The sequence below is a fragment of the Roseateles sp. P4_D2 genome (assembly GCF_056401875.1).
On sequence record NZ_JBFUIM010000004.1, the window covers coordinates 1 to 22,023 of the forward strand.

27 protein-coding genes and 1 tRNA gene are annotated in these 22,023 nt (G+C 68.5%); 9 read left to right on the forward strand and 19 right to left on the reverse strand.

Going from position 1 to position 22,023, the window contains the following annotated elements; genetic code table 11:
• Both AC1DW0_RS08060 and AC1DW0_RS08065 read right to left on the reverse strand, forming a co-directional pair.
• Window positions 1-180 (reverse strand): transposase (locus AC1DW0_RS08060; protein WP_477945344.1); only part of this gene is annotated, 180 nt, incomplete at its 3' end.
• 65 nt (window positions 181-245) lie between these two features.
• A complete protein-coding gene (locus tag AC1DW0_RS08065) occupies window positions 246-464 on the reverse strand; it encodes a hypothetical protein (protein ID WP_477945345.1) in 219 nt (72 codons plus the stop codon).
• 462 nt (window positions 465-926) lie between these two features.
• On the opposite strand from AC1DW0_RS08065, the gene AC1DW0_RS08070 reads away from it, so the two are divergent.
• Window positions 927-1,175 (forward strand): hypothetical protein, encoded by a 249-nt coding sequence (locus AC1DW0_RS08070; RefSeq protein WP_477855978.1) that lies wholly within the window; start codon window positions 927-929, stop codon window positions 1,173-1,175.
• 6 nt (window positions 1,176-1,181) lie between these two features.
• Here AC1DW0_RS08070 and AC1DW0_RS08075 read toward each other — a convergent pair.
• Window positions 1,182-1,257: transfer RNA gene (locus AC1DW0_RS08075), tRNA-Arg, on the reverse strand.
• Between the two features lie 140 nt (window positions 1,258-1,397).
• Here AC1DW0_RS08075 and AC1DW0_RS08080 point away from each other — a divergent pair.
• The gene (locus AC1DW0_RS08080) at window positions 1,398-1,937 is read left to right on the forward strand and encodes a c-type cytochrome (protein WP_056192630.1); all 540 of its coding nucleotides are present in this window, start codon (window positions 1,398-1,400) and stop codon (window positions 1,935-1,937) included.
• A 55-nt stretch (window positions 1,938-1,992) separates the two neighbouring features.
• On the opposite strand, the gene AC1DW0_RS08085 is transcribed toward AC1DW0_RS08080, so the two are convergent.
• Genes AC1DW0_RS08085 through AC1DW0_RS08095 form a run of 3 tightly spaced genes read right to left on the reverse strand, consistent with a single transcriptional unit; the run spans window position 1,993 to window position 4,024 of the window.
• Window positions 1,993-2,508 (reverse strand): DUF2946 family protein, encoded by a 516-nt coding sequence (locus tag AC1DW0_RS08085; protein WP_477945346.1) that lies wholly within the window; start codon window positions 2,506-2,508, stop codon window positions 1,993-1,995.
• A 12-nt stretch (window positions 2,509-2,520) separates the two neighbouring features.
• On the reverse strand, window positions 2,521-3,570 hold the full coding sequence (locus tag AC1DW0_RS08090; protein WP_477945347.1) for a YheT family hydrolase: 1,050 nt from the start codon (window positions 3,568-3,570) through the stop codon (window positions 2,521-2,523).
• A 10-nt stretch (window positions 3,571-3,580) separates the two neighbouring features.
• Window positions 3,581-4,024 carry a YybH family protein gene (locus tag AC1DW0_RS08095; protein ID WP_056191962.1) on the reverse strand — a complete coding sequence of 148 codons (444 nt, stop codon included), beginning with the start codon at window positions 4,022-4,024 and terminating at the stop codon, window positions 3,581-3,583.
• A gap of 67 nt (window positions 4,025-4,091) precedes the next feature.
• On the opposite strand from AC1DW0_RS08095, the gene AC1DW0_RS08100 reads away from it, so the two are divergent.
• On the forward strand, window positions 4,092-6,047 hold the full coding sequence (locus AC1DW0_RS08100) for a hypothetical protein (protein ID WP_477945348.1): 1,956 nt from the start codon (window positions 4,092-4,094) through the stop codon (window positions 6,045-6,047).
• Window positions 6,048-6,247: 200 nt separating this feature from the next.
• Here the strand turns inward: AC1DW0_RS08100 and AC1DW0_RS08105 are convergent, their stop codons facing one another.
• The 8 genes from AC1DW0_RS08105 to AC1DW0_RS08140 form a co-directional block, all read right to left on the reverse strand.
• Window positions 6,248-6,463, reverse strand: coding sequence for a zinc-finger domain-containing protein (locus AC1DW0_RS08105; RefSeq protein WP_457447707.1), 216 nt, complete (start codon window positions 6,461-6,463; stop codon window positions 6,248-6,250).
• A gap of 11 nt (window positions 6,464-6,474) precedes the next feature.
• Window positions 6,475-7,407 (reverse strand): branched-chain amino acid transaminase, encoded by a 933-nt coding sequence (locus AC1DW0_RS08110; protein WP_477945349.1) that lies wholly within the window; start codon window positions 7,405-7,407, stop codon window positions 6,475-6,477.
• Window positions 7,408-7,444: 37 nt separating this feature from the next.
• Window positions 7,445-7,822, reverse strand: a complete 378-nt coding sequence (locus AC1DW0_RS08115; protein WP_056191972.1) for a hypothetical protein — start codon at window positions 7,820-7,822, stop codon at window positions 7,445-7,447.
• Window positions 7,819-8,166, reverse strand: a complete 348-nt coding sequence (locus AC1DW0_RS08120; RefSeq protein ID WP_457351071.1) for an antibiotic biosynthesis monooxygenase family protein — start codon at window positions 8,164-8,166, stop codon at window positions 7,819-7,821. Before AC1DW0_RS08120 ends, AC1DW0_RS08115 begins: the two co-directional genes overlap by 4 nt.
• Before the next feature lie 21 nt (window positions 8,167-8,187).
• Entirely contained in the window at window positions 8,188-8,604 is a 417-nt protein-coding gene (locus AC1DW0_RS08125; RefSeq protein WP_056191978.1) for a VOC family protein, read from the reverse strand.
• 7 nt (window positions 8,605-8,611) lie between these two features.
• On the reverse strand, window positions 8,612-9,043 hold the full coding sequence (locus AC1DW0_RS08130; RefSeq protein WP_056191980.1) for a hypothetical protein: 432 nt from the start codon (window positions 9,041-9,043) through the stop codon (window positions 8,612-8,614).
• 81 nt (window positions 9,044-9,124) lie between these two features.
• Entirely contained in the window at window positions 9,125-10,489 is a 1,365-nt protein-coding gene (gene radA / locus AC1DW0_RS08135) for a DNA repair protein RadA (RefSeq protein WP_056191984.1), read from the reverse strand.
• A 269-nt stretch (window positions 10,490-10,758) separates the two neighbouring features.
• A complete protein-coding gene (locus AC1DW0_RS08140; protein WP_477945350.1) occupies window positions 10,759-11,928 on the reverse strand; it encodes an MFS transporter in 1,170 nt (389 codons plus the stop codon).
• Between the two features lie 115 nt (window positions 11,929-12,043).
• On the opposite strand from AC1DW0_RS08140, the gene AC1DW0_RS08145 reads away from it, so the two are divergent.
• Together AC1DW0_RS08145 and AC1DW0_RS08150 are read left to right on the forward strand one after the other, a co-directional pair.
• Window positions 12,044-12,673 carry a LysE family transporter gene (locus AC1DW0_RS08145; RefSeq protein WP_477855983.1) on the forward strand — a complete coding sequence of 210 codons (630 nt, stop codon included), beginning with the start codon at window positions 12,044-12,046 and terminating at the stop codon, window positions 12,671-12,673.
• Window positions 12,673-13,575 (forward strand): DMT family transporter, encoded by a 903-nt coding sequence (locus AC1DW0_RS08150; protein ID WP_457324116.1) that lies wholly within the window; start codon window positions 12,673-12,675, stop codon window positions 13,573-13,575. The genes AC1DW0_RS08145 and AC1DW0_RS08150 overlap by 1 nt, the downstream gene beginning before the upstream one ends.
• Here the strand turns inward: AC1DW0_RS08150 and AC1DW0_RS08155 are convergent.
• Together AC1DW0_RS08155 and AC1DW0_RS08160 are read right to left on the reverse strand one after the other, a co-directional pair.
• Window positions 13,572-14,204: an FMN-dependent NADH-azoreductase gene (locus tag AC1DW0_RS08155; RefSeq protein WP_457351066.1), complete on the reverse strand. Its 633-nt coding sequence runs from the start codon at window positions 14,202-14,204 to the stop codon at window positions 13,572-13,574. The two genes, AC1DW0_RS08150 and AC1DW0_RS08155, sit on opposite strands and share 4 nt — an antisense overlap.
• A 2-nt stretch (window positions 14,205-14,206) precedes the next feature.
• On the reverse strand, window positions 14,207-14,524 hold the full coding sequence (locus AC1DW0_RS08160) for a DMT family transporter (RefSeq protein WP_056191993.1): 318 nt from the start codon (window positions 14,522-14,524) through the stop codon (window positions 14,207-14,209).
• A 91-nt stretch (window positions 14,525-14,615) separates the two neighbouring features.
• Between AC1DW0_RS08160 and AC1DW0_RS08165 the strand changes: the two genes are divergently transcribed.
• Window positions 14,616-14,984: a winged helix-turn-helix transcriptional regulator gene (locus AC1DW0_RS08165; protein WP_477945351.1), complete on the forward strand. Its 369-nt coding sequence runs from the start codon at window positions 14,616-14,618 to the stop codon at window positions 14,982-14,984.
• Here the strand turns inward: AC1DW0_RS08165 and tetR are convergent.
• Window positions 14,981-15,619 carry a tetracycline resistance transcriptional repressor TetR gene (gene tetR, locus AC1DW0_RS08170; RefSeq protein ID WP_477945352.1) on the reverse strand — a complete coding sequence of 213 codons (639 nt, stop codon included), beginning with the start codon at window positions 15,617-15,619 and terminating at the stop codon, window positions 14,981-14,983. The two genes, AC1DW0_RS08165 and tetR, sit on opposite strands and share 4 nt — an antisense overlap.
• A gap of 30 nt (window positions 15,620-15,649) precedes the next feature.
• Between tetR and tet the strand changes: the two genes are divergently transcribed.
• The gene (tet, locus tag AC1DW0_RS08175; protein ID WP_477945353.1) at window positions 15,650-16,855 is read left to right on the forward strand and encodes a Tet(A)/Tet(B)/Tet(C) family tetracycline efflux MFS transporter; all 1,206 of its coding nucleotides are present in this window, start codon (window positions 15,650-15,652) and stop codon (window positions 16,853-16,855) included.
• Window positions 16,856-16,920: 65 nt separating this feature from the next.
• Window positions 16,921-19,092 carry a prolyl oligopeptidase family serine peptidase gene (locus tag AC1DW0_RS08180; RefSeq protein ID WP_082532369.1) on the forward strand — a complete coding sequence of 724 codons (2,172 nt, stop codon included), beginning with the start codon at window positions 16,921-16,923 and terminating at the stop codon, window positions 19,090-19,092.
• Here the strand turns inward: AC1DW0_RS08180 and arfB are convergent.
• Both arfB and alr read right to left on the reverse strand, forming a co-directional pair.
• Window positions 19,086-19,493 (reverse strand): alternative ribosome rescue aminoacyl-tRNA hydrolase ArfB, encoded by a 408-nt coding sequence (gene arfB / locus AC1DW0_RS08185; RefSeq protein WP_477945354.1) that lies wholly within the window; start codon window positions 19,491-19,493, stop codon window positions 19,086-19,088. The two genes, AC1DW0_RS08180 and arfB, sit on opposite strands and share 7 nt — an antisense overlap.
• Entirely contained in the window at window positions 19,486-20,595 is a 1,110-nt protein-coding gene (gene alr, locus AC1DW0_RS08190; protein ID WP_477945355.1) for an alanine racemase, read from the reverse strand. The genes arfB and alr overlap by 8 nt, the downstream gene beginning before the upstream one ends.
• A 121-nt stretch (window positions 20,596-20,716) precedes the next feature.
• Between alr and lplT the strand changes: the two genes are divergently transcribed.
• Window positions 20,717-22,006, forward strand: coding sequence for a lysophospholipid transporter LplT (lplT, locus tag AC1DW0_RS08195; protein WP_056192011.1), 1,290 nt, complete (start codon window positions 20,717-20,719; stop codon window positions 22,004-22,006).
• The last annotated feature ends 17 nt before the right edge of the window (window positions 22,007-22,023 follow it).

The following is a 22,023-nucleotide window of genomic DNA, read 5'->3' on the forward strand; positions in this document are numbered from 1 at the left end:
CTCGAGCTCACGCAGCCGCACGGCCTCGCTGACCTGCWGGCCGCCGTACTTGGCCCGCCACTTGTAGAAGGTGGCCTCGCTGAAGCCTTCCTTGCGGCACAGCTCCTTGATGCCCATCCCGGCTGTGGCCTGGTTCAAGAAGCCAATGATCTGCTGCTCGCTGTACTTGCTGGTTCTCATATCCGTCATTCTCCAAAAGGACGGACTCACTCTCGTTTAGATTGGTACGGCGGGGAGGGAGCAGGTCAGAAACCCTGGCTGCCGTGATGCCGGGGCGTCCACTCATCTTTGACCTTTGCCTTGACCTCTTCAACCGTTCCGACGATTGGGAAGACGGTGACCTTTGGACTGACGGCGAGGTACTCCAGTTTCTGGATACGGTGGGTCACCACGTCAAGAACGCAGTGATGGTCACCGTCTCGATTTCCTTTGGCTACTCCGGTACGGCCGAAGACTCTCGGCATTTGGCGGAGCTCGTAGTTCCTCGAATTTTGGAAATGCGGAGCTGACTGCTCAAAGAAAAGCCTGCGGCCAACAGCCTTGATCCTTCGGAGCGGCTCAGCAGTCGGTGGCGCGACTCCTACTGCTTGGAGCCGTGTGAGCGTCGGCTTAGAAGCGCCTTCAAGCGCACATTGAGAACGGTGCGCACATGCTTCATGACCTCATCGAAGTCGCCACTCTTCGGCGGGGCCTTCACACCCGGAACAAACATGTCGCAGACGTGAGCCGTAGCCTCTTTCAAGTAAATCGGCGACGCCGTGACGCAAGCGACCAGTCGCGCATAAACCTCGCAAGTTCTCCACACCGATCCTCATCGACCAGTCAACATTGATTTGGGTACGGTGGCGTTCACGGTCGCTGGGCGCGGGCATGCAGGGCTATGGCGAGGGCAGCCGAACGAGATTCACCGTGACTGGGTGACCAAAATGCTGCGTGCCAACGGCTTCCGGACGGCGCTGGTGCCGGCGGTCGAGCGCGAAGACGGTGTTCTGGAAGGCCAGTGGCCAGACTTCATAGAGGAGTCCTTGCGGCGCAGGCGACTCCAGCTGCGTGATAGCGCGGCGCGCGGCATGCGTCGCTCGCTCGGTGCGCACGCGCCTCAACGCGATGGCATTACGGGTACTTCTACGAAGCCGCCAAGAAAAAAGCACCTGGCATTACTGCAAGGTGCTTGAGACTTTTGGTGCGCCCGGTTGGGATCGAACCAACAACCCCTGCCTTCGGAGGGCAGTACTCTATCCATTGAGCTACGGGCGCGAAGCCGTGCATTCTAGCAGCGGGGTACCAGGGCCCCGGGGCAGTGTCGGGGCCTGCCTATAATTCGGCGGTTTTTCGTGTCGCGCACCCAGCCCGGCATGAAGCGAGACCCGACCGACGAAGATCGACAAGAGGAATTCATGAGCGCCAGCCACGATCACGACCACGACGACGCCCACACCGGGCCGATCAAGACCCCCAAGCAGCTCGCCTGGGCCGTGCTGTTCGCCTTCGTGGTGCCGGTCATCGTCATCATCCTGCTGGCCAATTACGTCACCACCGACACCAAGCCGGCGGCCGGCACGGCTGCCTTCGAGGCCCAGGCCATTGCCGCGCGCATTGCGCCGGTCGCTCACGTCGAGGTCAAGGACGTCAACGACGCCGCCACCATGAAGACGGGCGAGCAGGTCTTCCAGGCCCAGTGCTCGGCCTGCCACGCCACCGGCGCCGCCGGCGCACCCAAGCTGGGCGACGCCTCGGCCTGGGGCCCGCGCATCAAGAGTGGCTTCGACACGCTGGTGCATTCGGCGCTCAAGGGCAAGGGCAATATGGGCCCGCAGGGCGGCGGCGATTTCAGCGACTTCGAAGTCTCCCGTGCCGTCGTCTACATGGCCAACCAGGGTGGCGCCAAGTTCGACGAGCCCAAGATGGCCGCGCCGGCTGCTTCGGCCGCGCAGTAAAGCTTCGGCTTGAATCCCGCCAAGGGCTGCTTCGGCAGCCCTCGTCGTTTCTGGCTCAGGCGCCAGGGCGGCGCACGAAGCCGAAGCGCTCCGGCAACTCGCCCGACAGGAACTCCTGTGGCGTCCAGCGGCCCTGCTCGACGGCGTCGGCCGCCGGACCCATGTCGGCCGTGTGCACCAGGCCCAGGCCGAGGTTGGTGAGCAGGTAGAGCCGCCCGGCTTCGTCCAGCCAGCTGGACTCCACGGCGGCTTCGATGCCGGTGTGGCTCAGCACGCGGCCATCGGGCTGCAGCCGCCAGATCCACGGCGTTGACTCCAGCTCCACATAGACCCGCTGCGGCCCGTTCTGGAAGAACCAGCAGCCAGCCGCGTCGGCCGCGTAGTTGCGCTCGATGAAGGCACGCAGCTTGTCGTGGTTGATGCGGCTGCCTTTGACCTCGGGGAAGGGGCCGGCGTGCTGGATGCGTTCGTCGCGCATATACCAATCACCACGGGCGTCCAGCGCCAGCCAGCCGTAGCAGTGCGGGACGTTGGGCCACTTCTTGAGGGCCGCTTCGACGATGGGGTCCATGCAAGACCTCCTTCAGCGTTGCTTCCAGAGCCAGTCGCAGACCTGCTCCGGCATGGTCAGCAGATGGCCCGGCAGGCGGCCGGCGGGGAAGCCGACATGGCCGCCGTGGCCAGGCTGCCAGAGTGTCACATGGGCACCCACCTCGGCGGCGTGTGGCAGGCTGCCCCCGGGCACGAAAGGGTCGTTGCGGGCGTTCAGCACCAGGGCCGGGATGCGGATGCGGTGCAGGTGCGGTTTGGCGGCCGCGCGGGTCCAGTAGTCCTCGGTGTTCCTGAAGCCGTGCAGCGGCGCGGTGAACAGGTTGTCGAACTCGTAGATGGTCGACGCGCGCTTGAGCCGCTCGCCATCGAACAGGCCCGGATGCTGCTGCAGCTTGCGCAGGGCCTTGGGAATCATGGTGCGCAGGAAGCGGCGCGCATAGACCTGCCTGTTGAAGCCGCGATCGATGGCCGCGCCAGCGGCGGCGAGGTCGATGGGCGAGCAGATCGAGCAGACCGCCTGGGCGACCTGGGCGGCGCTGTGGCCGGCCTCCTCGGCCCAGCGCATCAGTGCATTGCCGCCCAGGGACACGCCCGCGACGAGGAGCTTGCTGCCATGGTGCTCGCGCAGGCGTTGCAGGATCCAGCCGATCTCCTCGAAGTCGCCCGAGTGGTAGGCGCGCGGGCCGCGGTTCAGTTCACCCGAGCAGCCGCGGAAGTGGGGCAGGGCCATGGCCCAACCGCGTGCGCGGGCGACGCTGGCGAAGGCGACGCTGGAGTGGCTGGTGCGGTCGCCCTCCAGGCCGTGGAACAACACCAGCAGCGGCGTCTCCGGCGGGCGCCCAAGTCGGTCGCCGGGCCGCTCCCAAGACCGACTTGGCCCCCCCGGGGGGCCGGACGCGTACTCGCGTGCGGGCGGCTCACCACCAGCCAGGAAGTCGACATCGATGAAGTCGCCGTCCGGTGTGTCCCAGCGCTCGCGCGTCCAGTTCGGCGGCGGGCCGTCGTGTTGGCGGCTGAAGAGGGCGGGCCAGATGGTCTGGGCGTGGCCGCCGGGCAGCCAGCGGGGGGCGCGGTACTGCATGCGCCGACTCCTAGTGAAGCGTGCCGGCGTCGGCGACGAGCTCCTGGACATCGCCCGCATTGCCGGGGCTGGCGTGGTGCAGCACCAGGCGCCAGCCGAGCGCCGTCTTCAGATAGACATTGGTCGCGATGACCCAAGCCTGCTGGGCCTCGCCATGCAACTGCACGCGCTCCAGCACATGGTGGATGGCGCAATCGCCGCTGTGCAGGCGGCGCACGCGCTCGGGGTGGACGCTGACCGCGCCGCGCTGGAACACCGCTTCGAAGGCCGCGCGAATGGCAGGCAGGCCGACGATGCGCGGGCCGCCCGGGTGGACGCAGGCCACTTCCTCGTCATCGGCCCACAGGGCCATCAGGTGATCCAGGTCGGCGTGCTGCAGCGCCTCGTAGAACTGGGCCTCGGTGTCGTCGGGCGAGGCAAGCAGGGCGGCGGTCTGGGCGGCGGAGCGGGGCATGGCGCGATTGTAGGAAGTCGGACGGCGCTACATTGACCCCGCCCCAACCGCTGCCTGATCCCAACCGATGTTTTCGCTGAAAGCCGTTGCGTCCCTGTTCCTTTGTCTGTTGCTGGTGGCCTGCGGTGGCGGTGGCGGTGATGCCGCGCCAGCGCCCGGGCCGGTCACCGTGCCCCCCCTCGGGGCCCAATGCCTGAGCGGCTCCGTCGCGCGCCTGGCTCTGCCCGCCGCAGCCGGTGCGGGGCACAACCAGGAGCTGGCGGTGCTGGCCTGCCCCGGCTCGCGGCTGGACACGGTGCAGTGGCGCCAGACCGATGGCGCCGCGCAGGCCCTCGGTTCGGCGCGTTCGCAGGCCCTCAGCGTCGCACCGGCTGCGGCGGGCCGTTTCACGTTCAGTGTGGACTTCACCGACGCCAAGGGGGCGAGCTACAGCGGCCAAGCCGAGCTCAACGCCACGGCACCCGACGCGACGCCGATGGTGATCCGCGGCGAACCGTCGGTGTGGGCGGGCGGCCAGACGTCGTTGCGCGCCTGGGTCGAGGGGCTGGCCGTGGCCGACTACCCGCTGGCGCGCGTGCGCTGGAGCCGCGTCGACGGCCCGGACGTGAACCTGGGCGATGCAAGCCAATGGCGCGTCATCTTTACCGCGCCTGCGGTGGCCGAAGACAGCCTGCTGCGCCTGCGCGCCGAGGCCACGCTGGCCGATGGGCGCAGCCTCAGCCAGGATTTCAGCCTGCTCGTGCAGGCCTCACCGCCCGCCGTGGCGTCGCCGCTTTTCGGCGCTGGCAACCTGTCCTCGCGCGCCTACCCCTATGTGGCAGGCGGCGCACACGCGGCCGAATTGCGCGACTGCATCTACACGCCGGCCCTGACCAATGCCACGCTCTGCACGCTGGGCCGCCTGCCGCTGCTCGGCACCGAGACGCGCGGCGAGCTGCCCACCGTGGAGCAGGTGATGGCCCGCGTGCTGGTGTCCAACGACTGGATGGGCCAGCGCTTCGAGGCCTTCCTGCGCGAGCAGGACGTGAATGGCGACTTCCGCCGCTTGCTCAACGCCACCACGGCCATCGTCATCGGCGGCCGGGTGCGGCCGGCCTTCTACTGGAGCGCCACCGGCGCCATCTATCTCGATGCCGACTACCTCTGGCAGACGCCTGCCGAGCGCGACAGCGTCAGCGAAGCGCCCGACCCGCGCAGTGACTATGGGCTAGACCTCGCCTACGCGATGCTGTGGCGCTATGTGCAGGGCAATCAGTCGGCCGGTGGGCGCCCGTCCGTGCTGGCGCGCGGCTCACGCGACAGCGCCGCGCTGATCCCGGCACTCGGCCGCCTGCTGTACCACGAGCTGACGCACGCCAACGACTTCCTGCCGCCCCGCGTGCACCTGCTGCTCAACAGCGGCTTGCGCGTCTACGAGGCCATTCCCGCCAACACTGCGTCCGAACAGCTGCGCACGCAACTGCCGTTCTATTCACAGGAGATGGTCGACCTGGGCCGCGTGCAGTTCTTCGGCGTGGCGTCCACGGCGGTGCAGCGCGCCTACCAGCCGGCCGACATCGTGCGTTTCTTCAGCAGCGACCGCGTCACCGACGACTACAGCTATTCCTGGCCCAGCGGCCAGAGCGTGCCGCGCGAGGATGCGGCGATGCTGGCCGAGGAGGCGCTGATGCAGCTGCGCCACGGCGTGCTGCGCGATGTCGCGGTGACGCCGCAATTCCTGAGCGGATCAAGCGCCGACCAGCCCGTGAGCTGGGGCCAGCGCGGCCGCGTGGGTGATGCCGCCATCAAATCGCGCGTGGCGTTGGTGCTGTCGCAGACCATGCCCTGGCTGCCCGCCGGCTTCACCGACGGCCTGGCTGCGCCGGTTCAGTTGCGCGCCGGGCTGACCTGGGGTCAGAACCTCGACCAGGGTGCGCTGGCTGTTGGGATGGTGAAGCCGCTGTCGGCGACGGAACGCGCGCTGGAGGCTGATCTGGACACCCAGCGGCGCGGCAGCCGCAGGGCCGCCGCGCTGATGCGCTAGTTCATGCGGGCCGAGCGCCGGGCCGCTCCCTAGCCGGCCCGTTCAAGCGATGTGCTTGCGGCTCGATGCCGCAAGCATCGTTGTCCCCTCGGGGGCTGAGGCCGGACACGGTGCGCCCGGTGGGCGCGCTGTGCCTGCCGAAGCGCTGCGGCCTCTGGCCGCGGCGCGGTCCCGCCCAAGGTACTCCTTGGGCGAGGGGCTCAGTGGTGGCCGCCCACCACCTCCCCGGCCTTTAGCTTGTAGGCCGTGCCGCAGTAAGGGCACTGGCCCTGGCCACCATGGGTCAGGTCGATGAAGACCTTGGGATGCGCGCTCCACAGCGGCATCTTGGGGTTGGGGCAGAAGACCGTGCCGTTGTCGTTGCAGTCCTTGGCGGTCACTTCGACAGTGGCGGCGGGCGTGGTGGTGGTGCTCATGTTGTTTGCTCTCAGACCGCGGTCAGCCACTCGGCGTACTTGGGGTTGCGGCCGTTGACGATGTCGAAGAAGGCCGACTGGATCTTTTCGGTGATGGGACCCCGCGACCCCGAACCAATCTCGACACGGTCCAGCTCACGGATGGGCGTCACTTCAGCGGCGGTGCCGGTGAAGAAGGCCTCGTCGCAGATATAGACCTCGTCGCGGGTGATGCGCTTCTCGACCAGCTTGAGGCCCAGGTCCTGGCAGATCGCGAAGATGGTGTTGCGGGTGATGCCGTTGAGCGCGCCGGCCGACAGGTCGGGCGTGTAGACGACGCCGCCCTTGATGACGAACAGGTTCTCGCCGGCGCCTTCGGACACGAAACCGGAGGCGTCCAGCAGCAGGGCCTCGTCGTAGCCGTCGTCGGTGGCTTCCATGTTGGCCAGGATGGAGTTGGTGTAGTTGGACACCGTCTTGGCCTGCGTCATCGTGATGTTGACGTGGTGGCGCGTGTAGGAGCTGGTCTTGACGCGGATGCCGCGCTTCATGCCTTCCTCGCCGAGGTAGGCGCCCCAGCTCCAGGCGGCCACCATCAGGTGCACCTGGTTGCCCTTGGGGCTGACGCCCAGCTTCTCGGAGCCGATCCAGATCAGCGGGCGGATGTAGGCGCTCTTCAGGCCGTTGGCCTTGACCACCTCGCGCTGGGCCTCGTTGACCTGCTCCATCGAGAAGGGGATCTTCATGCGCAGGATCTTGCCGCTGTTGAACAGGCGCTGGGTGTGCTCCTGCAGGCGGAAGATGGCGGTGCCGTTGACCGTGTCATAGGCGCGCACGCCCTCGAAGGCGCCGCAGCCGTAATGCAGGGTGTGGGTCAGCACGTGGATCTTGGCGTCGCGCCAGTCGACGAGCTCGCCGTCCATCCAGATCTTGCCGTCGCGGTCATGCAGGGGGGCGGGAACCATCGTTACTCCAGTGCGTGCGGGGTGAAAGCGGGCGATTTTACGAAGCTTGGGCTGCGCGGATCAGCCGCCACTCGACGAGCTTGCCTTTCACCAGCTTGACTTCGACGGCGTCGCCACCCGCGTCACGCCAGACAAAGGTCTCCGGCGCCTGCTTTTGCCCCAAGCTGCCGGCCAGGCCGATCAGGTCCACCAGCTTCATGCCGGCGTGCAGTTTGCTGTTCAGCATGACAGCATTGGCCACCGAGCCCAGCGGGGCCGCGCCGGCCACCTTCATGACCCGCATCAGCCGCGAGATCTGCAACAGCAGCCAGAAGACGATGCCCGTCGTCGCGAAGATGACGCCCTGCCAGCCGAGCAGCGCACCGCCACCAATGAGGGCCACCAGCGCCAGGCCAACACCGATCCACGGATTCATGCTTGCGGGTCCTTCAGCCCATCGTCGCGTTGCCAGGCATAGGCGCGCTCGACCTTGGCCACGCGCAGCGTGTAGTGCTGGTACCAATCGCTGCGGCCGGTGTCGCGCGCGATCTTGTGCTCGGCGTTGCGGCGCCAGGCGGCAATGTCCTCGGGGCTGCGCCAGTAGGAGACCGTGATGCCCAGGCCATCCTCGCCGCGGGTGCTCTCCACGCCCAGATAACCCGGCTGCTCGGAAGCCAGGGCCGCCATGCGGTCAGCCATGTCGCCATAGCCGCCGTCAACGGGCGTGCGCTGGCTGGTGAAGATGACGGCGTAGTAGGGGGGCTCGGGCAGTGCGCTCATGGCGCACATCCTGCCACGCCGTCAGGCCGCTAGCGGCAGGCGGGTCACCTCGACGCTGTCGGCCGAGCGTTGCGTCGGCCCATGGTAGACAGCCTCGATGTTGTTGCCGTCGGGGTCCAGCACGAAGGCGGCGTAATAGCCCGGGTGGTAATGGCGCGGCCCCGGGGTGCCGTGATCGCGGCCGCCGGCGGACAGCGTCATCGCATGGAAGCGCCGGACCTCATCCTCGCTGTGGGCCTGGAAGGCCAGATGCACATGTGACACGCGGCCATCGGCCTTGTCGACGTAGAACTCGTCGGCGTAGAAGCAGCCCTCTGCTTCGCCGAAGGCCTCGAGCCGCCCGATGGCGTCCAGCGCCGCACGGTAGAAGCGCCGGCTGGCCGCCAGGTCGCTCACGCGCAGATGCACGTGGTCGAGCAGGCGGCCGCAGTGCTCCATATTCGTCCTACTTGGTTACTTTGAGCAGCACGCAGCGCACCCACTGGCCAGACTCCAGCGCGTCCTTGTGGCCGTTCAGGAACTGTTCGGCCGTCGAGTTGCGCGCGGTGAAGCACATGCCGTGCAGGATGCCCATGCGTGGCACGGGCCGCGACCATTTGCGCTCGACGACGCCGTTGAACCAGGACACCTGCTCATCGTCGCTGTCCACGTCGGCGCGGCCCAGCAGCAGCACGACCTCGTATTTGTCCTCGGTCAGCGGCTCCGCGGCGCTGGTCAGCACCTGCAGGCCGCCGTCGCTCATGTTCAGCACCAGGCCGGCCGGCCCCTGGCTGAACTGCACCGGCTTGAAGACCCAACCGGGCAGGGAGTCGGCATCGTGCTGGGCGGCCAGGAAATCGGTGCGGGCGTGCTGCCTGAGATTGGCGGGATCTGACATGAACGGGGTCCTCCGGTGCGAGGCCCCGATCCTAAGCAGACTTTGGCGTGGCGTGCACCATGGAAACCTGTTGTCTCAGTTTCAAATGAGCCCGCGCAAGACCTCGATGGCCTGCTCCACCCGCTCGACAGCATGGATGGTCAGCCCCTCGATGGCCTTCTTGGGTGCATTCGCCTTGGGCACGACGGCGACGCTGAAGCCCAGCTTGGCGGCTTCCTTCAGGCGCTCCTGGCCGCGCGGCGCGGGGCGAACCTCGCCGGCCAGGCCGACCTCGCCAAAGGCGATGAAGCCACGCGGCAGGGCCTTGCCGCGCAGCGAACTCTGGATGGCCAGCAGCACGGCCAGGTCGGCCGCCGGCTCGCTGATGCGCACGCCGCCGACCGCGTTGACGAACACGTCCTGGTCGCCCGTGGCCACGCCCGCATGCCGGTGCAGCACGGCCAGCAGCATCGCGAGGCGGTCGCGGTCCAGGCCGACGGACAGGCGCCGCGGGCTGACGCCGCCGCTGTCCACCAGCGCCTGCAGCTCGACCAGCAGCGGCCGCGTGCCCTCCAGCGTGACGAGCACGCAGCTGCCCGGCACGGGCTCGGCGTGGGTGGACAGGAAGATGGCGCTCGGGTTGGTGACGCCCTTGAGCCCCTTCTCCGTCATCGCGAACACGCCGATCTCGTTGACCGCGCCGAAGCGGTTCTTGATGGCGCGCACCAGGCGGAAGCTGCTGTGCGTGTCGCCCTCGAAATACAGCACCGTGTCGACGATGTGCTCCAGCACACGCGGGCCGGCCAGCGCACCTTCCTTGGTCACATGACCCACCAGCACGATGGCACAGCCGCGCGCCTTGGCCGTGCGTGTGAGCTGGGCCGCGCACTCGCGCACCTGGGCGACCGAACCGGGCGCGGACGAGAGTTGCTCGGAGTAGAGCGTCTGGATGGAGTCGATGACGCAGAAGTCGGGCTCCTCGACGTCGATGGTGGCGAGGATCCGCTCCAGGCTGATCTCGGCCAGCACGCGCACCTTGGCGCCCGACAGGCCCAGGCGCCGCGAGCGCATCGCGACCTGGGCGCCGCTTTCCTCGCCGGTCACGTACAGGACTTTCACGGTTTGCGACAACGACTCAACCGCCTGCAGCAGCAGCGTCGACTTGCCGATGCCCGGATCGCCGCCGATCAGCACGACGCCGCCGGCGACGATGCCTCCGCCCAGCACCCGGTCCAGTTCCTCCTGGCCCGTGGGCGTGCGCTCGAAGTCGCTGGCCTCGATCTCGGAGAGCGTGGCCACCGGCTGGCTCTTGGCCAGCGACTGGTAGCGGTTCTTGACGCCGCCGGTGGGCTCGGCGATGCCCTCGGTCAGCGTGTTCCAGGCGCCGCAGTGCGGGCATTTGCCCAGCCATTTGGCGTTGGTGCCGCCGCATTCGGTGCAGGTGTAGATGCTCTTGCTTGTCGCCATCAGCGCATTGTCTTAGGGTCTGCTGACACGGTGGCAATGGGCCGCGTTGTGACCAGAAGGGTCGCGAGCAAGGCGCAAAGCGGAGCCGGGTTGGGCACCCGGCGAGCATTTGCAACGCCGCGCGCGGCCTTTCTGGTCACAACCCTTCGGGAAGACCGGCAGCCAGGGGCCACTCGGCGTTGCACCGCTTGCCCGCACATGAGTGCGGGCGGCTCGTTGCGCCTTGATTGGCCCCTGGCTGCCGGCCTTCGCGGCCCATTGCCGCCGTGTCAGCAGACCCTGGGGCGCACCCAGGCTGTCAGCAGCAGTGCCGCGGCCAGCGCGCAGCCGGCCGAGAAGCCGAAGGCGACGGTGGCCGACAGGCCTTCCCACAGCCAGCCGAACAGCAGCGAGGCCGGCAGCAGCATGGCGCCCATGACGAGGTTGAGCCAGCCGAAGGCGGTGCCGCGCTGTTCGGCCGGCGCCAGGTCGGCCAGCAGCGCGCGCTCGACGCCCTCCGTCGCGGCCATGAAGATGCCGTAGAGGCCGAACAGCAGGTACAGCCGCCAGCCCGGCGCGGCCCACGCCGCCATGCCGATGTAGAAGGCGGCATAGGCGACATAGCCGGCCACCAGCAGGTGAACGCGGCCGACGCGGTCCGACAACCCGCCCAGCGGCACCGCGAACAGCGCCGCGACGCCCGACACCGCGGCCCACAGCAACGGCACCTGGGCCTCGGCCACGCCGAGCTCCTTGGCGCGCAGCAGCAGGAACATGTTGCTGGAGTTGCCCAGCGTGAACAGCGAGACGACGACGAGGTAGCGCCGCAGCGGCCGGGGCAGGCCAGCCAGCCTCCAGCTGAAGCGCGGTGGCGCGGTGGCCGGTGGCGGGCCTTCCCGCACCGCCAGCGTCAGCCCCAGGCAGAGCAGGCCGGGAATGATGGCCCACAGGAAGACCTGGCCCAGCGGCACGCCCGCACGCAGCAGCGCCCAGGCCAGCAGCGGCCCGATGACGGCGCCGGCGTTGTCCATGGCGCGGTGCAGGCCGAAGGCCAGGCCGCGCTGGCCCGGCTCGATGTTGGCAGCCAGCAGCGCGTCGCGCGGCGCGGCGCGCACGGCCTTGGCGATACGGTCGGTCAGGCGCAGGGCTAGCAGCATGGGCCAGCCGGTCACGAAGGCGATCAGCGGCCGTGCGATGCCGGCCAGGCCGTAGCCGGCGATGACCCAGGGTTTGCTGCGCCCGCTGCGGTCCACCATGACGCCGGCCCAGAGCTTGAGCAGGCTGGCCAGCGCCTCGGCCAGGCCCTCGATGAGGCCCAGCACCCGCGGGCCGGCCATCAGCACGCCGCTCAGATACAAGGGTACGAGGGGGTAGACCAGCTCGCTGGCGCTGTCGTTGACGAGGCTGATCAGGCCGAGCAGCCAGACGCTGCGCGGCAGCGAGAAAAGGGCCCTGAGCATCGGGGCATGTTATGTCCTGGGTGCCAGACCGCCCGAGCGCAGCGAGTAGCTCTGGCATCCACTGAGCAGGGGCGTGGGACACTCGGCGCCTTGCAGTTTCTCGATGGAGCCGGTCATGGAGTTTTCGGTCTGGTTGGCCTTTTTTGCCGCATCCTGGGCGATCAGCCTGTCCCCCGGCGCAGGTGCTGTCGCGGCGATGAGCGCCGGCCTGTCGCATGGCTTCAGGCGCGGCTATTTCATGACCTTCGGCCTCATCCTGGGCATCCTGACCCAGGTCGTCCTCGTCGGCGCCGGCCTGGGCGCGCTGATCGCGGCCTCGTCGCTGGGTTTTGCCCTCGTCAAATGGGCTGGCGTGGCCTACCTGGTCTGGCTGGGTGTGCAGCAATGGCGTGCACCGGCCAAGCCCATGGTGGCGGCGGATGACGGCGCCGTGCTGGCCACGCGCCGCCAGCTGGTGCTGCGCGGCTGGGGCATCAATGCCGTCAACCCCAAGGGCACGGTCTTCCTGCTGGCCGTCGTGCCGCAGTTCCTCGACCTGCATGCCGCGTTGGCGCCGCAATACCTCGTCATCGGCTGCACGCTGGCCTTCACCGACCTGGTCGTCATGGCCGGCTACACCGTGCTGGCCGCGCGGGTGCTGGCGGCGCTGAAGAGCGAGAGCCACATCAAGGTGCTCAACCGCGTCTTTGGCTCGCTGTTCGTCGCGGCCGGTGCGCTGCTCGCGACCTTCAAGCGCGCGGCCTGATGGCGGCGGGAGACAAGCCCGGCCGCCTGCCCACCTGGTTCCTCTTCCTGGCCCCGGTCGCGATCTGGGCCAGCACCTGGCACGTCATCCTGTACCAGCTCGCGTCGACTGTGCCGGCGCTGACGTCGGTGGGCTGGCGCTTCGCGCTGTCGGCGCTGATGCTCGCCGGGCTGGCGCGCTGGCAGGGCACGTCGCTGAAGCTGCCGCGTTATGCCCACGGCTACATGCTGGGCACCGGCGTCATCCAGTACGCCGGCAACTACTGGTCCATCTACGAGGCTGAGCGCTTTGTCCCCAGCGGCCTCGTCGCGGTGCTGTTCTGCCTGATGGTGTTCATGAATGCACTCGTCGCCTGGCTGCTGTGGCGCCAGCCGGTGAGCCGGCGCTTCCTCGTCGCGTCCAGCGGCGCGGTGCTGGGCGTGGCGCTGATCTTCTGGCCCGAACTCGCGTCTACCGGCGCGCGGCCGAATGCGGCCCTGGGGCTGGGCCTGAGCTTCTTCGCCGTCGTGGTGGCGGTCATCGGTGGCTTCTTCACCTTGGTGTTGACGCGCCGCGGCCTGCCGCTGGTGCCGGTGCTGGCCTGGAGCATGGGCTATGGCGCGGCCTTCCTGCTGGGGATGTCGCTGGCGCTGGGCCACGGCCTGCCCTTCGACGGCGCCTGGACCTATGTCGGCAGCCTCGTCTACCTGGCCGCCTTTGGCTCGGTCATCGCCTTCACGCTGTACTACAAGCTCGCCGAGCGCCGCGGCCCCGCTCAGGCGGCGCTCATCGGCGTGCTGGTGCCCGTCATCGCGCTGATCGTGTCGGCCGTGCTGGAGGGCTGGCAGGCGACGCCGCTAGCCATCGGCGGCATGGTGCTGTGCCTGGCCAGCCTGTTCGTCGCGACGCGGCCGCAGCGCTAAATGCGCTCGGCCGCCGCTTCGGCCTGGGCCCGCCGGACCTGCTTCAGCGCGGCCAGCGAGGTGGGGTCGGTCAGCGTGGGTGCGATGACGATCTCCTGCGCCACTTTGATGCCCAGGAAGCCGAGCCAGGCGCGCATCGCGGCCTTTTGCGTGTCCAGGTGACCCTGGGCCGAGCGGCCCTCGCTGCCATAGTCGCTCGCGCTGCTGTAGACCAGCACGGCGCGCTTGCCCGACAGCAACGGCCGGTAGCCGGTGTCACGCTGCCAGGCCCAGTTCTGGCCTGGCAGCGTGACCACGTCGATGTAGTGTTTGAGGCGGTAGGGCAGGCCCAGGTTCCACATCGGCAGGTTGATGACGTAGTGGTCGGCCCGGTTGAAGGCTTCGGCCAGCGCGACGGCGCGCGCCCAGTGGCGGCGCTGGTCGTGGGTCGCCTGCTGGCTGCGCAGCACGGCGAACTTGGCCGCGATCATGTCGGCGTCGAATTCGGGCAGCGCGAGCTGCCAGACGTCGGCCACTTCGACCTGGGCGTCGGCGCGGACGGCGCGGTAGCGGGCGACGAAGGCCTCGGCGATCTCGCGCGATGTGGAGGCCGGATTCGGCGAGCCCTGGATGTGCAGCAGCCGGCTCATCTTCAGCCCTCCAGCCAGCGCAGGCCGGCGATGCCGGCCACGATGAGGGCCATGCAGCCCAGCCGTGCGGGCGAGGCGCTGTCGCCGTGCACCCAGACGCCCAGCAGCGCCACGCCAACGGCGCCGATGCCGGTCCAGACTGCATAGGCCGTGCCGGTCGGCAGGCTTTTGAGCGACTGCGTCAGCAGCACGATGGACAGCAGCGCGGCGAGCACGCCGGCCGCGCCTGGCAGCGGCCGGCGCCAGCCGTCGGACGCCTTCAACGCCGCGGCCATGGCGATCTCGACCAGACCGGCACTCACCAACAGAAACCATGCCATGGGGTCTCTCCAAGTTGCAATGGGCTCACTGTGGGAGGCCAGGCACAGAATCGGAAGTACGCACCTTTTGGTAACCAGGGAAATCCAGACGATGGCCGACACCTCAACCGGCAATGTGCTCAGCGCCAACTGCCCCTCGCGTGCCGCACTGGAGGTGGTGGGCAGCAAATGGGCGCTGCTGATCGTGCCGCTGCTGGCCCGGCAGCCGCTGCGCAACAACGAGCTGCTGCGCCAGGTGGGCGGCATCTCGCAGAAGATGCTGACGCAGACGTTGCGCGAACTGGAGCGCCACGGCCTGGTGCAGCGCACCGACCATCAGACCGTGCCGCCGCACGTCGACTACCAGTTGACCGAACTGGGCCGGTCCCTGAGCGAGGCGCTGGTGGTGGTGGACCGCTGGGCCGAACGGCACTACCCCGCCGTAGCATCGGCGCGCATGGCGTTCGACCGCCGGCGCTAGCCCTTCAGCTGCGCCTGTGCGCCGTCGATCAGCAGGCGCAAGGCGCGGTCGAACAGGCTGTCGGGGTCGCCGCCCAGCGTCTGCGCCCAGCCGGCGGCCAGCAGCGGGTATTGCACCGCGTCGGGCTCGCTCAGCATCGACGAGGGCGGCGCATCGGGCGCTTGCGCGGACTGCTCCTCCAGCACCCAGCCGACGACGAAGCGCCCCACCGACATCATCAGCCGGGTGGCCTGCCCCGGCTCGAAGCCGGCATCGCACAGCAGGCGCAGGCGGGCCTCGATGGAATCGAAGTGCAAGGGGCTCGGCCGTGTGCCGGCATGCAGGCGCGCGCCGTCGCGGTAGGCCAGCAGCGCGCGGCGAAAGCTGTGGCCGTTGGCCATAAGCCAGTCCTGCCAATGCTGGCCCGGCGCCGGCTCCGCCTGGGCGTGGTTCTCCAGCACGACGGCCTCGGACATCGCGTCCAGCAGCGCCGCCTTGCTCTTGAAGTGCCAGTACAGCGTCGGCGACTGCACGCCCAGGCGTTCGGCCAGCTTGCGGGTGCTCAGCGCGTCGATGCCGACCTCGTTGAGCAGGTAGAGGGCGGCACGCAGCACATCGTCGCGGTTGAGTCGACTGGAACGTTCGGTGGCATTCATCTCTAGCAATGATAGAGAGGCTGCGGCAGAATGTTCCCTATCAACGATAGAGAGACCGACGTGAATCGAGCCTTGACCGTCATCCTGATGACGCTGCTGCTGGACGCCGTGGGCATGAGCCTGGTGTTCCCCATCCTGCCCGGCCTGCTGCGCGAGCTGGCCGGCGCCGAGGCCACGACCCACCACTACGGCGCCCTGCTGGCCGTCTACGCGGCGATGCAGTTCCTGTTTTCCCCGGTGCTGGGTGCGCTGAGCGACCGTTTCGGTCGCCGGCCGGTGTTGCTGGCCTCGCTGGGCGGCGCCGCGGCGGACTATGTGCTGATGGCGTTGGCGCCCAACCTGGCCTGGCTCTATGTCGGGCGGGTGCTGTCCGGCATCACCGGCGCCAGCATGGCCGTGGGCACGGCCTACATCACCGATGTGACGCCCGAGGCCGACCGCGCCAGGCGCTACGGCCAGATGGGCGCGGCCATGGGCCTGGGCTTTGTCGTCGGGCCGCTGATCGGTGGTGCTTTAGGCGAGTGGTCGCTGCGAGCGCCCTTCGTCGCCGCGGCCGTCATGAATGCCTTGAACCTGGGGATGGCCTGGTTCGCCCTGCCCGAATCCAACCAGAACCGCACGGCCCGGCTGGACGCCAGCAAGTTCAACGCCTTCTCGGCACTGCATCGCCTGGAGGGCAAGCGGCCCTTGCTGCCGCTGGTGGGGGTCTTTGCCGTCGTCGCGCTGGTGTCGCAGGTGCCGGCGGCGCTGTGGATCCTGTACGGCCAGGACCGCTACGGCTGGACTGCCTGGGTGGCGGGCCTGTCGTTGGCCTGCTATGGCGGCCTGCATGCCATCTCGCAGGCCTTTGTCACCGGGCCGATGGTGGCCAGGCTCGGCGAGAAGCGCGCGCTGCTGGCCGGCATGGCGGCGGACGGCCTGGGTTTTGTCGGCATGGGTGTGGCGGTGGCGGGCTGGATGCCGTTTGCGCTGCTGCCGCTGTTCGCCATCGGCGGGCTGGCCCTGCCGGCGCTGCAGGCCATGCTGGCGCGGCAGGTGGACGAGCAGCGCCAGGGCGGGTTGCAGGGCACGCTGGCCAGCCTGACCAGCCTGATCGGCATCGGCGGGCCGCTGGTGGTCACGGCCGGCTTTGCGGCGACGCAGGGCGCCTGGCCTGGCTGCGTCTGGGTGATCGCCGCGGTGCTGTATCTGATCGCGCTGCCCATGCTGTTCAGTCGCCGCGCTCGCACCGCGTAACAACCAGCCGTTCCCCACCACTCGGCAAGGGCGTTACGCTGGCGCGCTCTTCACGGGGAGAACAGATGGCCTGGCAATTCGCTCTGACGCGCCTGTGCGGCGCTTTTGCCCTCGCGGGTGCCGCGCTGCTGGCCCATGCCGCCGACCCGGGCGCGCCGCCGACGCCGGTGACGCCGGTCACCGACCGCTACGGCGACGTCAGCGTCAGGGACCCCTACCGCTGGCTGGAGAAAGCCAGCGACCCCAAGGTGAAGCAGTGGAGCGCTGCGCAAGACAAGCGCACGCGCGCCTATTTCGGCAAGCTGCCGGCGCGCCAGCCGATGTTCGACTGGCTGATGAAGCAGGCCACGGCCAGCTCCAGCGCCTATTACGACCTGCACGCCACGCCGGGCCAGCTGTTCGCGCTATACAACCAGCCGCCCAGGCAGCAGCCCATGCTGGCCGTGCTGGGCCAGGACGCCGACCCCGCCAAGGCCCGCGTGGTGCTGGACCCGAACACGCTCAACCCCAAAGGCACGACGGCCATCGACTGGTATGTGCCGTCGCCCACGGGCAAGCTGGTGGCGGTGTCGATGTCGGAGAACGGCAGCGAGGACGGCTCGCTGCACATCGTCGACGTGGCCACGGGCAAGGATGTCGACAAGGTCATTCCCAACGTCCAGTACCCCACCGGCGGCGGCAGCCTGGCCTGGCGCGAGGATGGCTCCGGCTTCTGGTACACGCGCTACCCCGGCGCCAAGGAACCGGCCGAGCGCCAGCACTTCTACCAGCAGATCTACTACCACCGCGTCGGCGACGATCCGGCAAAGGACGTCTATGTGCTGGGCAAGGACTTCCCGCGCGTCGCCGAAATCGCACTGGACGCCCGGCCCGGCGCGCCTGGCGTCATCGCCTCGGTCGCCAATGGCGATGGCGGCGAGTTCGCCCACTACCTGATCGCCAGGGATGGAGGCATCCGCCAGGTCACACGCTTCGAGGACAAGGTCGTCGCCGCAGCCCTAGGACCGGACGGGCTCTATCTCATCTCCCGCCAGGACGCGCCGCGCGGCAAGCTGCTCAAGCTGGCGCTGGACGACCTGACGTTAGCCAAGGCGCAGACCATCGTGCCCGAGTCCGATGCCGCGCTGGAGCCCGGCGGCGAGTTCGGCGCGGGCAACATCACCCTCACCAGGAACGCCATCTACCTGCGTGAGATCGTCGGCGGGCCGTCGCGCGTGGCCATCTACGGCCTGGACGGCAAGCCTCGCGGGCAGCTGCAGCTGCCCGAGGTGGCGACCGTGGACGAGATGACCGTGATGGACGACGGCAGCCTGCTCGTCGCGGTGAAGACCTATCTCGAGCCGCCGCAGTTCATGCGCGTCGACGCCGACAGCGGCAGGAGCAAGCCCACGGCGCTGCGCCAGACCAGCCCGGTGTCCTTCGGCGACGTGGAGGTCGTGCGTGAGTTCGCGACAAGCAAGGACGGCACCCGCATCCCCCTCAACATCGTGCGCAGGAAGGGGCTGAAGCTGGATGGCAGCGCGCCGCTGCTGCTCAACGGCTATGGTGGCTACAACGTCAGCCTGGTGCCGCGCTTCCTGGGTGCGGCGACAAGGCTGTGGCTGGACGCCGGCGGCGTCTACGTCATCGCCAACCTGCGCGGCGGCGGTGAGTTCGGCGAGACCTGGCATACCCAGGGCGCGTTGACGAACAAGCAGAACGTTTTTGACGACTTCGCCGCCTCGGCCCAATACCTGGTCGACAAGGGCTACACCTCAAAGGAACGCATGGCGGCGATAGGCGGCAGCAACGGCGGGCTGCTGATGGGGGCGGTCTTCACCCAGCACCCGGAGCTGTTCCGCGCCGTCGTCTCGACGGTGGGCATCTACGACATGCTGCGCGTGGAGTTGGACCCGAACGGCGCATTCAACGTCACCGAATTCGGCACGGTGAAGAACCCTGAGCAATTCCAGGCGCTGTACGCCTACTCGCCCTATCACCACGTGAATGGCGGTGCGAAGTACCCGGCCATCTTCATGGCCACCGGCGAGACGGACGGGCGCGTCAACCCGATGCACTCGCGCAAGATGGTTGCGCGCCTGCAGGCGGCAACCGGCTCCGGCCGGCCGGTGCTGCTGAGCATCAACGCCCACGCCGGCCATGGCATGGGCAGCTCGCTGTCCATCCGCGTGAACCAGATGGCGGACATCTACGCCTTCCTGTTCGACCAGCTGGGTATGACGTCCCCGCTTCAGTAATCCTTGCTGCGCCGCCCGGCCTTGATGTCGCTGCGCTTGGACTTGCCTTCCAGCCGGCGCTGCTTGGAGCCATAGGTCGGCTTGGTCGCGCGGCGCGCCTTGGGCACGTGGGCGGCGGCCTGCACCAGCTCGATCAACCGCGCGACGGCGTCCGCCCGGTTGCGTTCCAGGCTGCGCGAGTCCTGGGCCTTGATGACGACGACGCCCTCCGAGGTGATGCGCTGGTCGGCCCAGTTCAGCAGCCGCGCCTTGACGGCCTCGGGCAGGCTGGAGGCGCGGATGTCGAAGCGCAGATGGACGGCGTTCGAAACCTTGTTGACGTTCTGGCCGCCGGGGCCGCTGGCGCGGATGGCGTCGAACTCGAGTTCGTCCGGCCGCGGGGTCCAGTGGAGATCAGGCATTGCCAACACTGCGAACAGGCACGCGCGGCGCGACGGCGCACATCAACTCGTAGCCGATGGTGCCGGCCGATTGCGCCACTTCGTCGATGGGCAGGCGCGAGCCATGCGGGCCTTCGCCCCACAGCGTCACCTCGCTGCCAAAGCCGCTGGCAGGCAGCTCGGACAGGTCCACCGCCAGCATGTCCATCGACACCCGGCCCAGCGTGCGCGTGCGCTTGCCATCCACCAGCACCGGCGTGCCGGTGGGCGCGTGGCGCGGATAGCCGTCGGCATAGCCGCAGGCGACGATGCCTGCGCGCGTGACCTGCTCGGCCGTGAAGGCGCTGCCGTAGCCGATGGTGTCGCCGGGCTGCAGCTGCTGCACGCCGATGATCTTTGAGCGCAGCGTCATCGCCGGCCGCAGGTCCCAGTGGGCGGCATCGTGTTCGGGGAAGTCGGGCACGCCGCCATAGCTCATGATGCCGGCGCGCACCCAGTCCTGGGCTGTGCGAGCTGGGTGGCGCAGTGTTGCCGCGCTGTTGGCGATGCTGCGCTCGCCGGCCAACCCCTCGGTCACGGCTTCGAAGGCGGCGAGCTGGTGGGTGATGCCGTCGACACCTTGCCGCAAGCTGTCGGCGTCCGAAAAATGCGTCATCAAGCCGATCTCGTCGACCTGGGGCAGGGCGTCCAGGCGCGCATAGGCGGCGCGAAAGGCGGCCGGCGTGAAGCCCAGCCGGTTCATGCCCGAGTTCAATTTGAGGAAGACGCGGTGCGGCTCGTGCGTCTTGTGCATGGCCAGCCAGTCGATCTGCTGCTCGCAGTGCACGGTGTGCCAGAGCTTGAGGCGCGAGCACAGCTCCAGGTCGCGAGGCTCGAACACGCCTTCCAGCAGCAGGATGGGGCCGCGCCAGTCCAGGGCGCGCAACCGTTCGGCCTCGGCCAGGTCCAGCAGCGCGAAACCGTCGGCGGCGCGCAGGCCCTCAAAGGCGCGTTCGATGCCGTGACCATAGGCATTGGCCTTGACGACGGCCCAGACTCGGGCGTTGGGGGCTTGAGCGCGCGCGCGACCCAGGTTGTGAGCGAGCGCTTCGGTATGAATCAGGGCTTCAATCGGGCGAGGCATGGCCGGATTTTGCGCCCGGGTTTGGGGCGCCGCTGCCGAACTAGGGGCGTGCTATAAACCCGCGCCGCTCCCGTTTTACCGGCCTACAAGCAGAAGACAGTTCAGGATTGCGCTCCGACCGATGAAACGCGGCTTTTACACCATCATGTCGGCGCAGTTCTTCAGCTCGCTGGCTGATAACGCACTGTTCGTCGCGGCCGTCGAGCTGTTGCGTTCCTCCGGCGCCGCCGAGTGGCAGCGCGCCGCGCTGGTGCCGATGTTCGCCCTGTTCTACGTCGTGCTGGCGCCCTTCGTCGGAGCCTTTGCCGACGCCGTGCCCAAGGGCAAGGTGATGTTCTTCTCGAACAGCATCAAGGTGGTGGGCTGCCTGATGATGCTGTTCGGCGCCCACCCACTGGCGGCGTATGCCATCGTCGGCCTGGGCGCGGCCGCCTATTCGCCGGCCAAGTACGGCATCCTGACCGAACTGCTGCCACCGTCCCAGCTCGTCAAGGCCAATGGCTGGATCGAGGGCCTGACCATCACGTCCATCATCCTGGGCGTGCTGCTCGGTGGTCAGTTGATCGGTGACCGCGTCTCGCACCTGCTGCTGCTGATCGACATGCCGATGATGGAGACCGGCATCGACTCCCCACCCGAGGCGGCGATCGCCAGCCTCGTCGGCCTGTATGTGCTGGCGGCCCTGTTCAATCTGCGCATCCCGCGCACCTCGGCGCCGCTGCAGCCCTATGCGCACAGCTTCCTGGGCCTGGTGCGCGACTTCTCGTCCTGCAACAGCAGGCTCTGGCAGGACAAGCTCGGGCAGATCTCGCTGGCGACGACGACGCTGTTCTGGGGTGTCAGCGGCAATCTGCGCTACATCGTGCTGGCCTGGGCCGCGGCCGCCCTGGGCTACGGCACGACGCAGGCGTCCTCGCTGGTGGGCGTCGTCGCCATTGGCACGGCGGTTGGTGCCGTCGTCGCATCGCTGTATTGCCGGCTGGACCGCGCCACCTCCGTCATCCCGCTGGGCATCGCGATGGGGCTGCTGGTCATCTTCATGAACCTCATCCACAACGTGTGGGTGGCCGCCCCCTTCCTGATCCTGCTGGGCGGCATCGGCGGCTACCTCGTCGTGCCGATGAACGCGCTGCTGCAGCACCGCGGCCACAACCTGATGGGGGCCGGCCGCAGCATCGCGGTGCAGAACTTCAACGAGCAAGCCTGCATCCTGGGCCTGGGCGCCTTCTACACGGCGATGACCCGCTTCGGCCTGTCGGCCTTCGGCGCGATCACGATCTTCGGCGTCGTCGTGGCCGGTGCCATGTGGTGGATCCGGCGCTGGCACCAGCGCAACCTGGTCGTGCACAAGGAAGAGGTCGAGCATCTGCTCGACCTGGCCCGCACCGATCACCTGCCGCAGGACCGGTAATCCGGGCCCGGCAGACC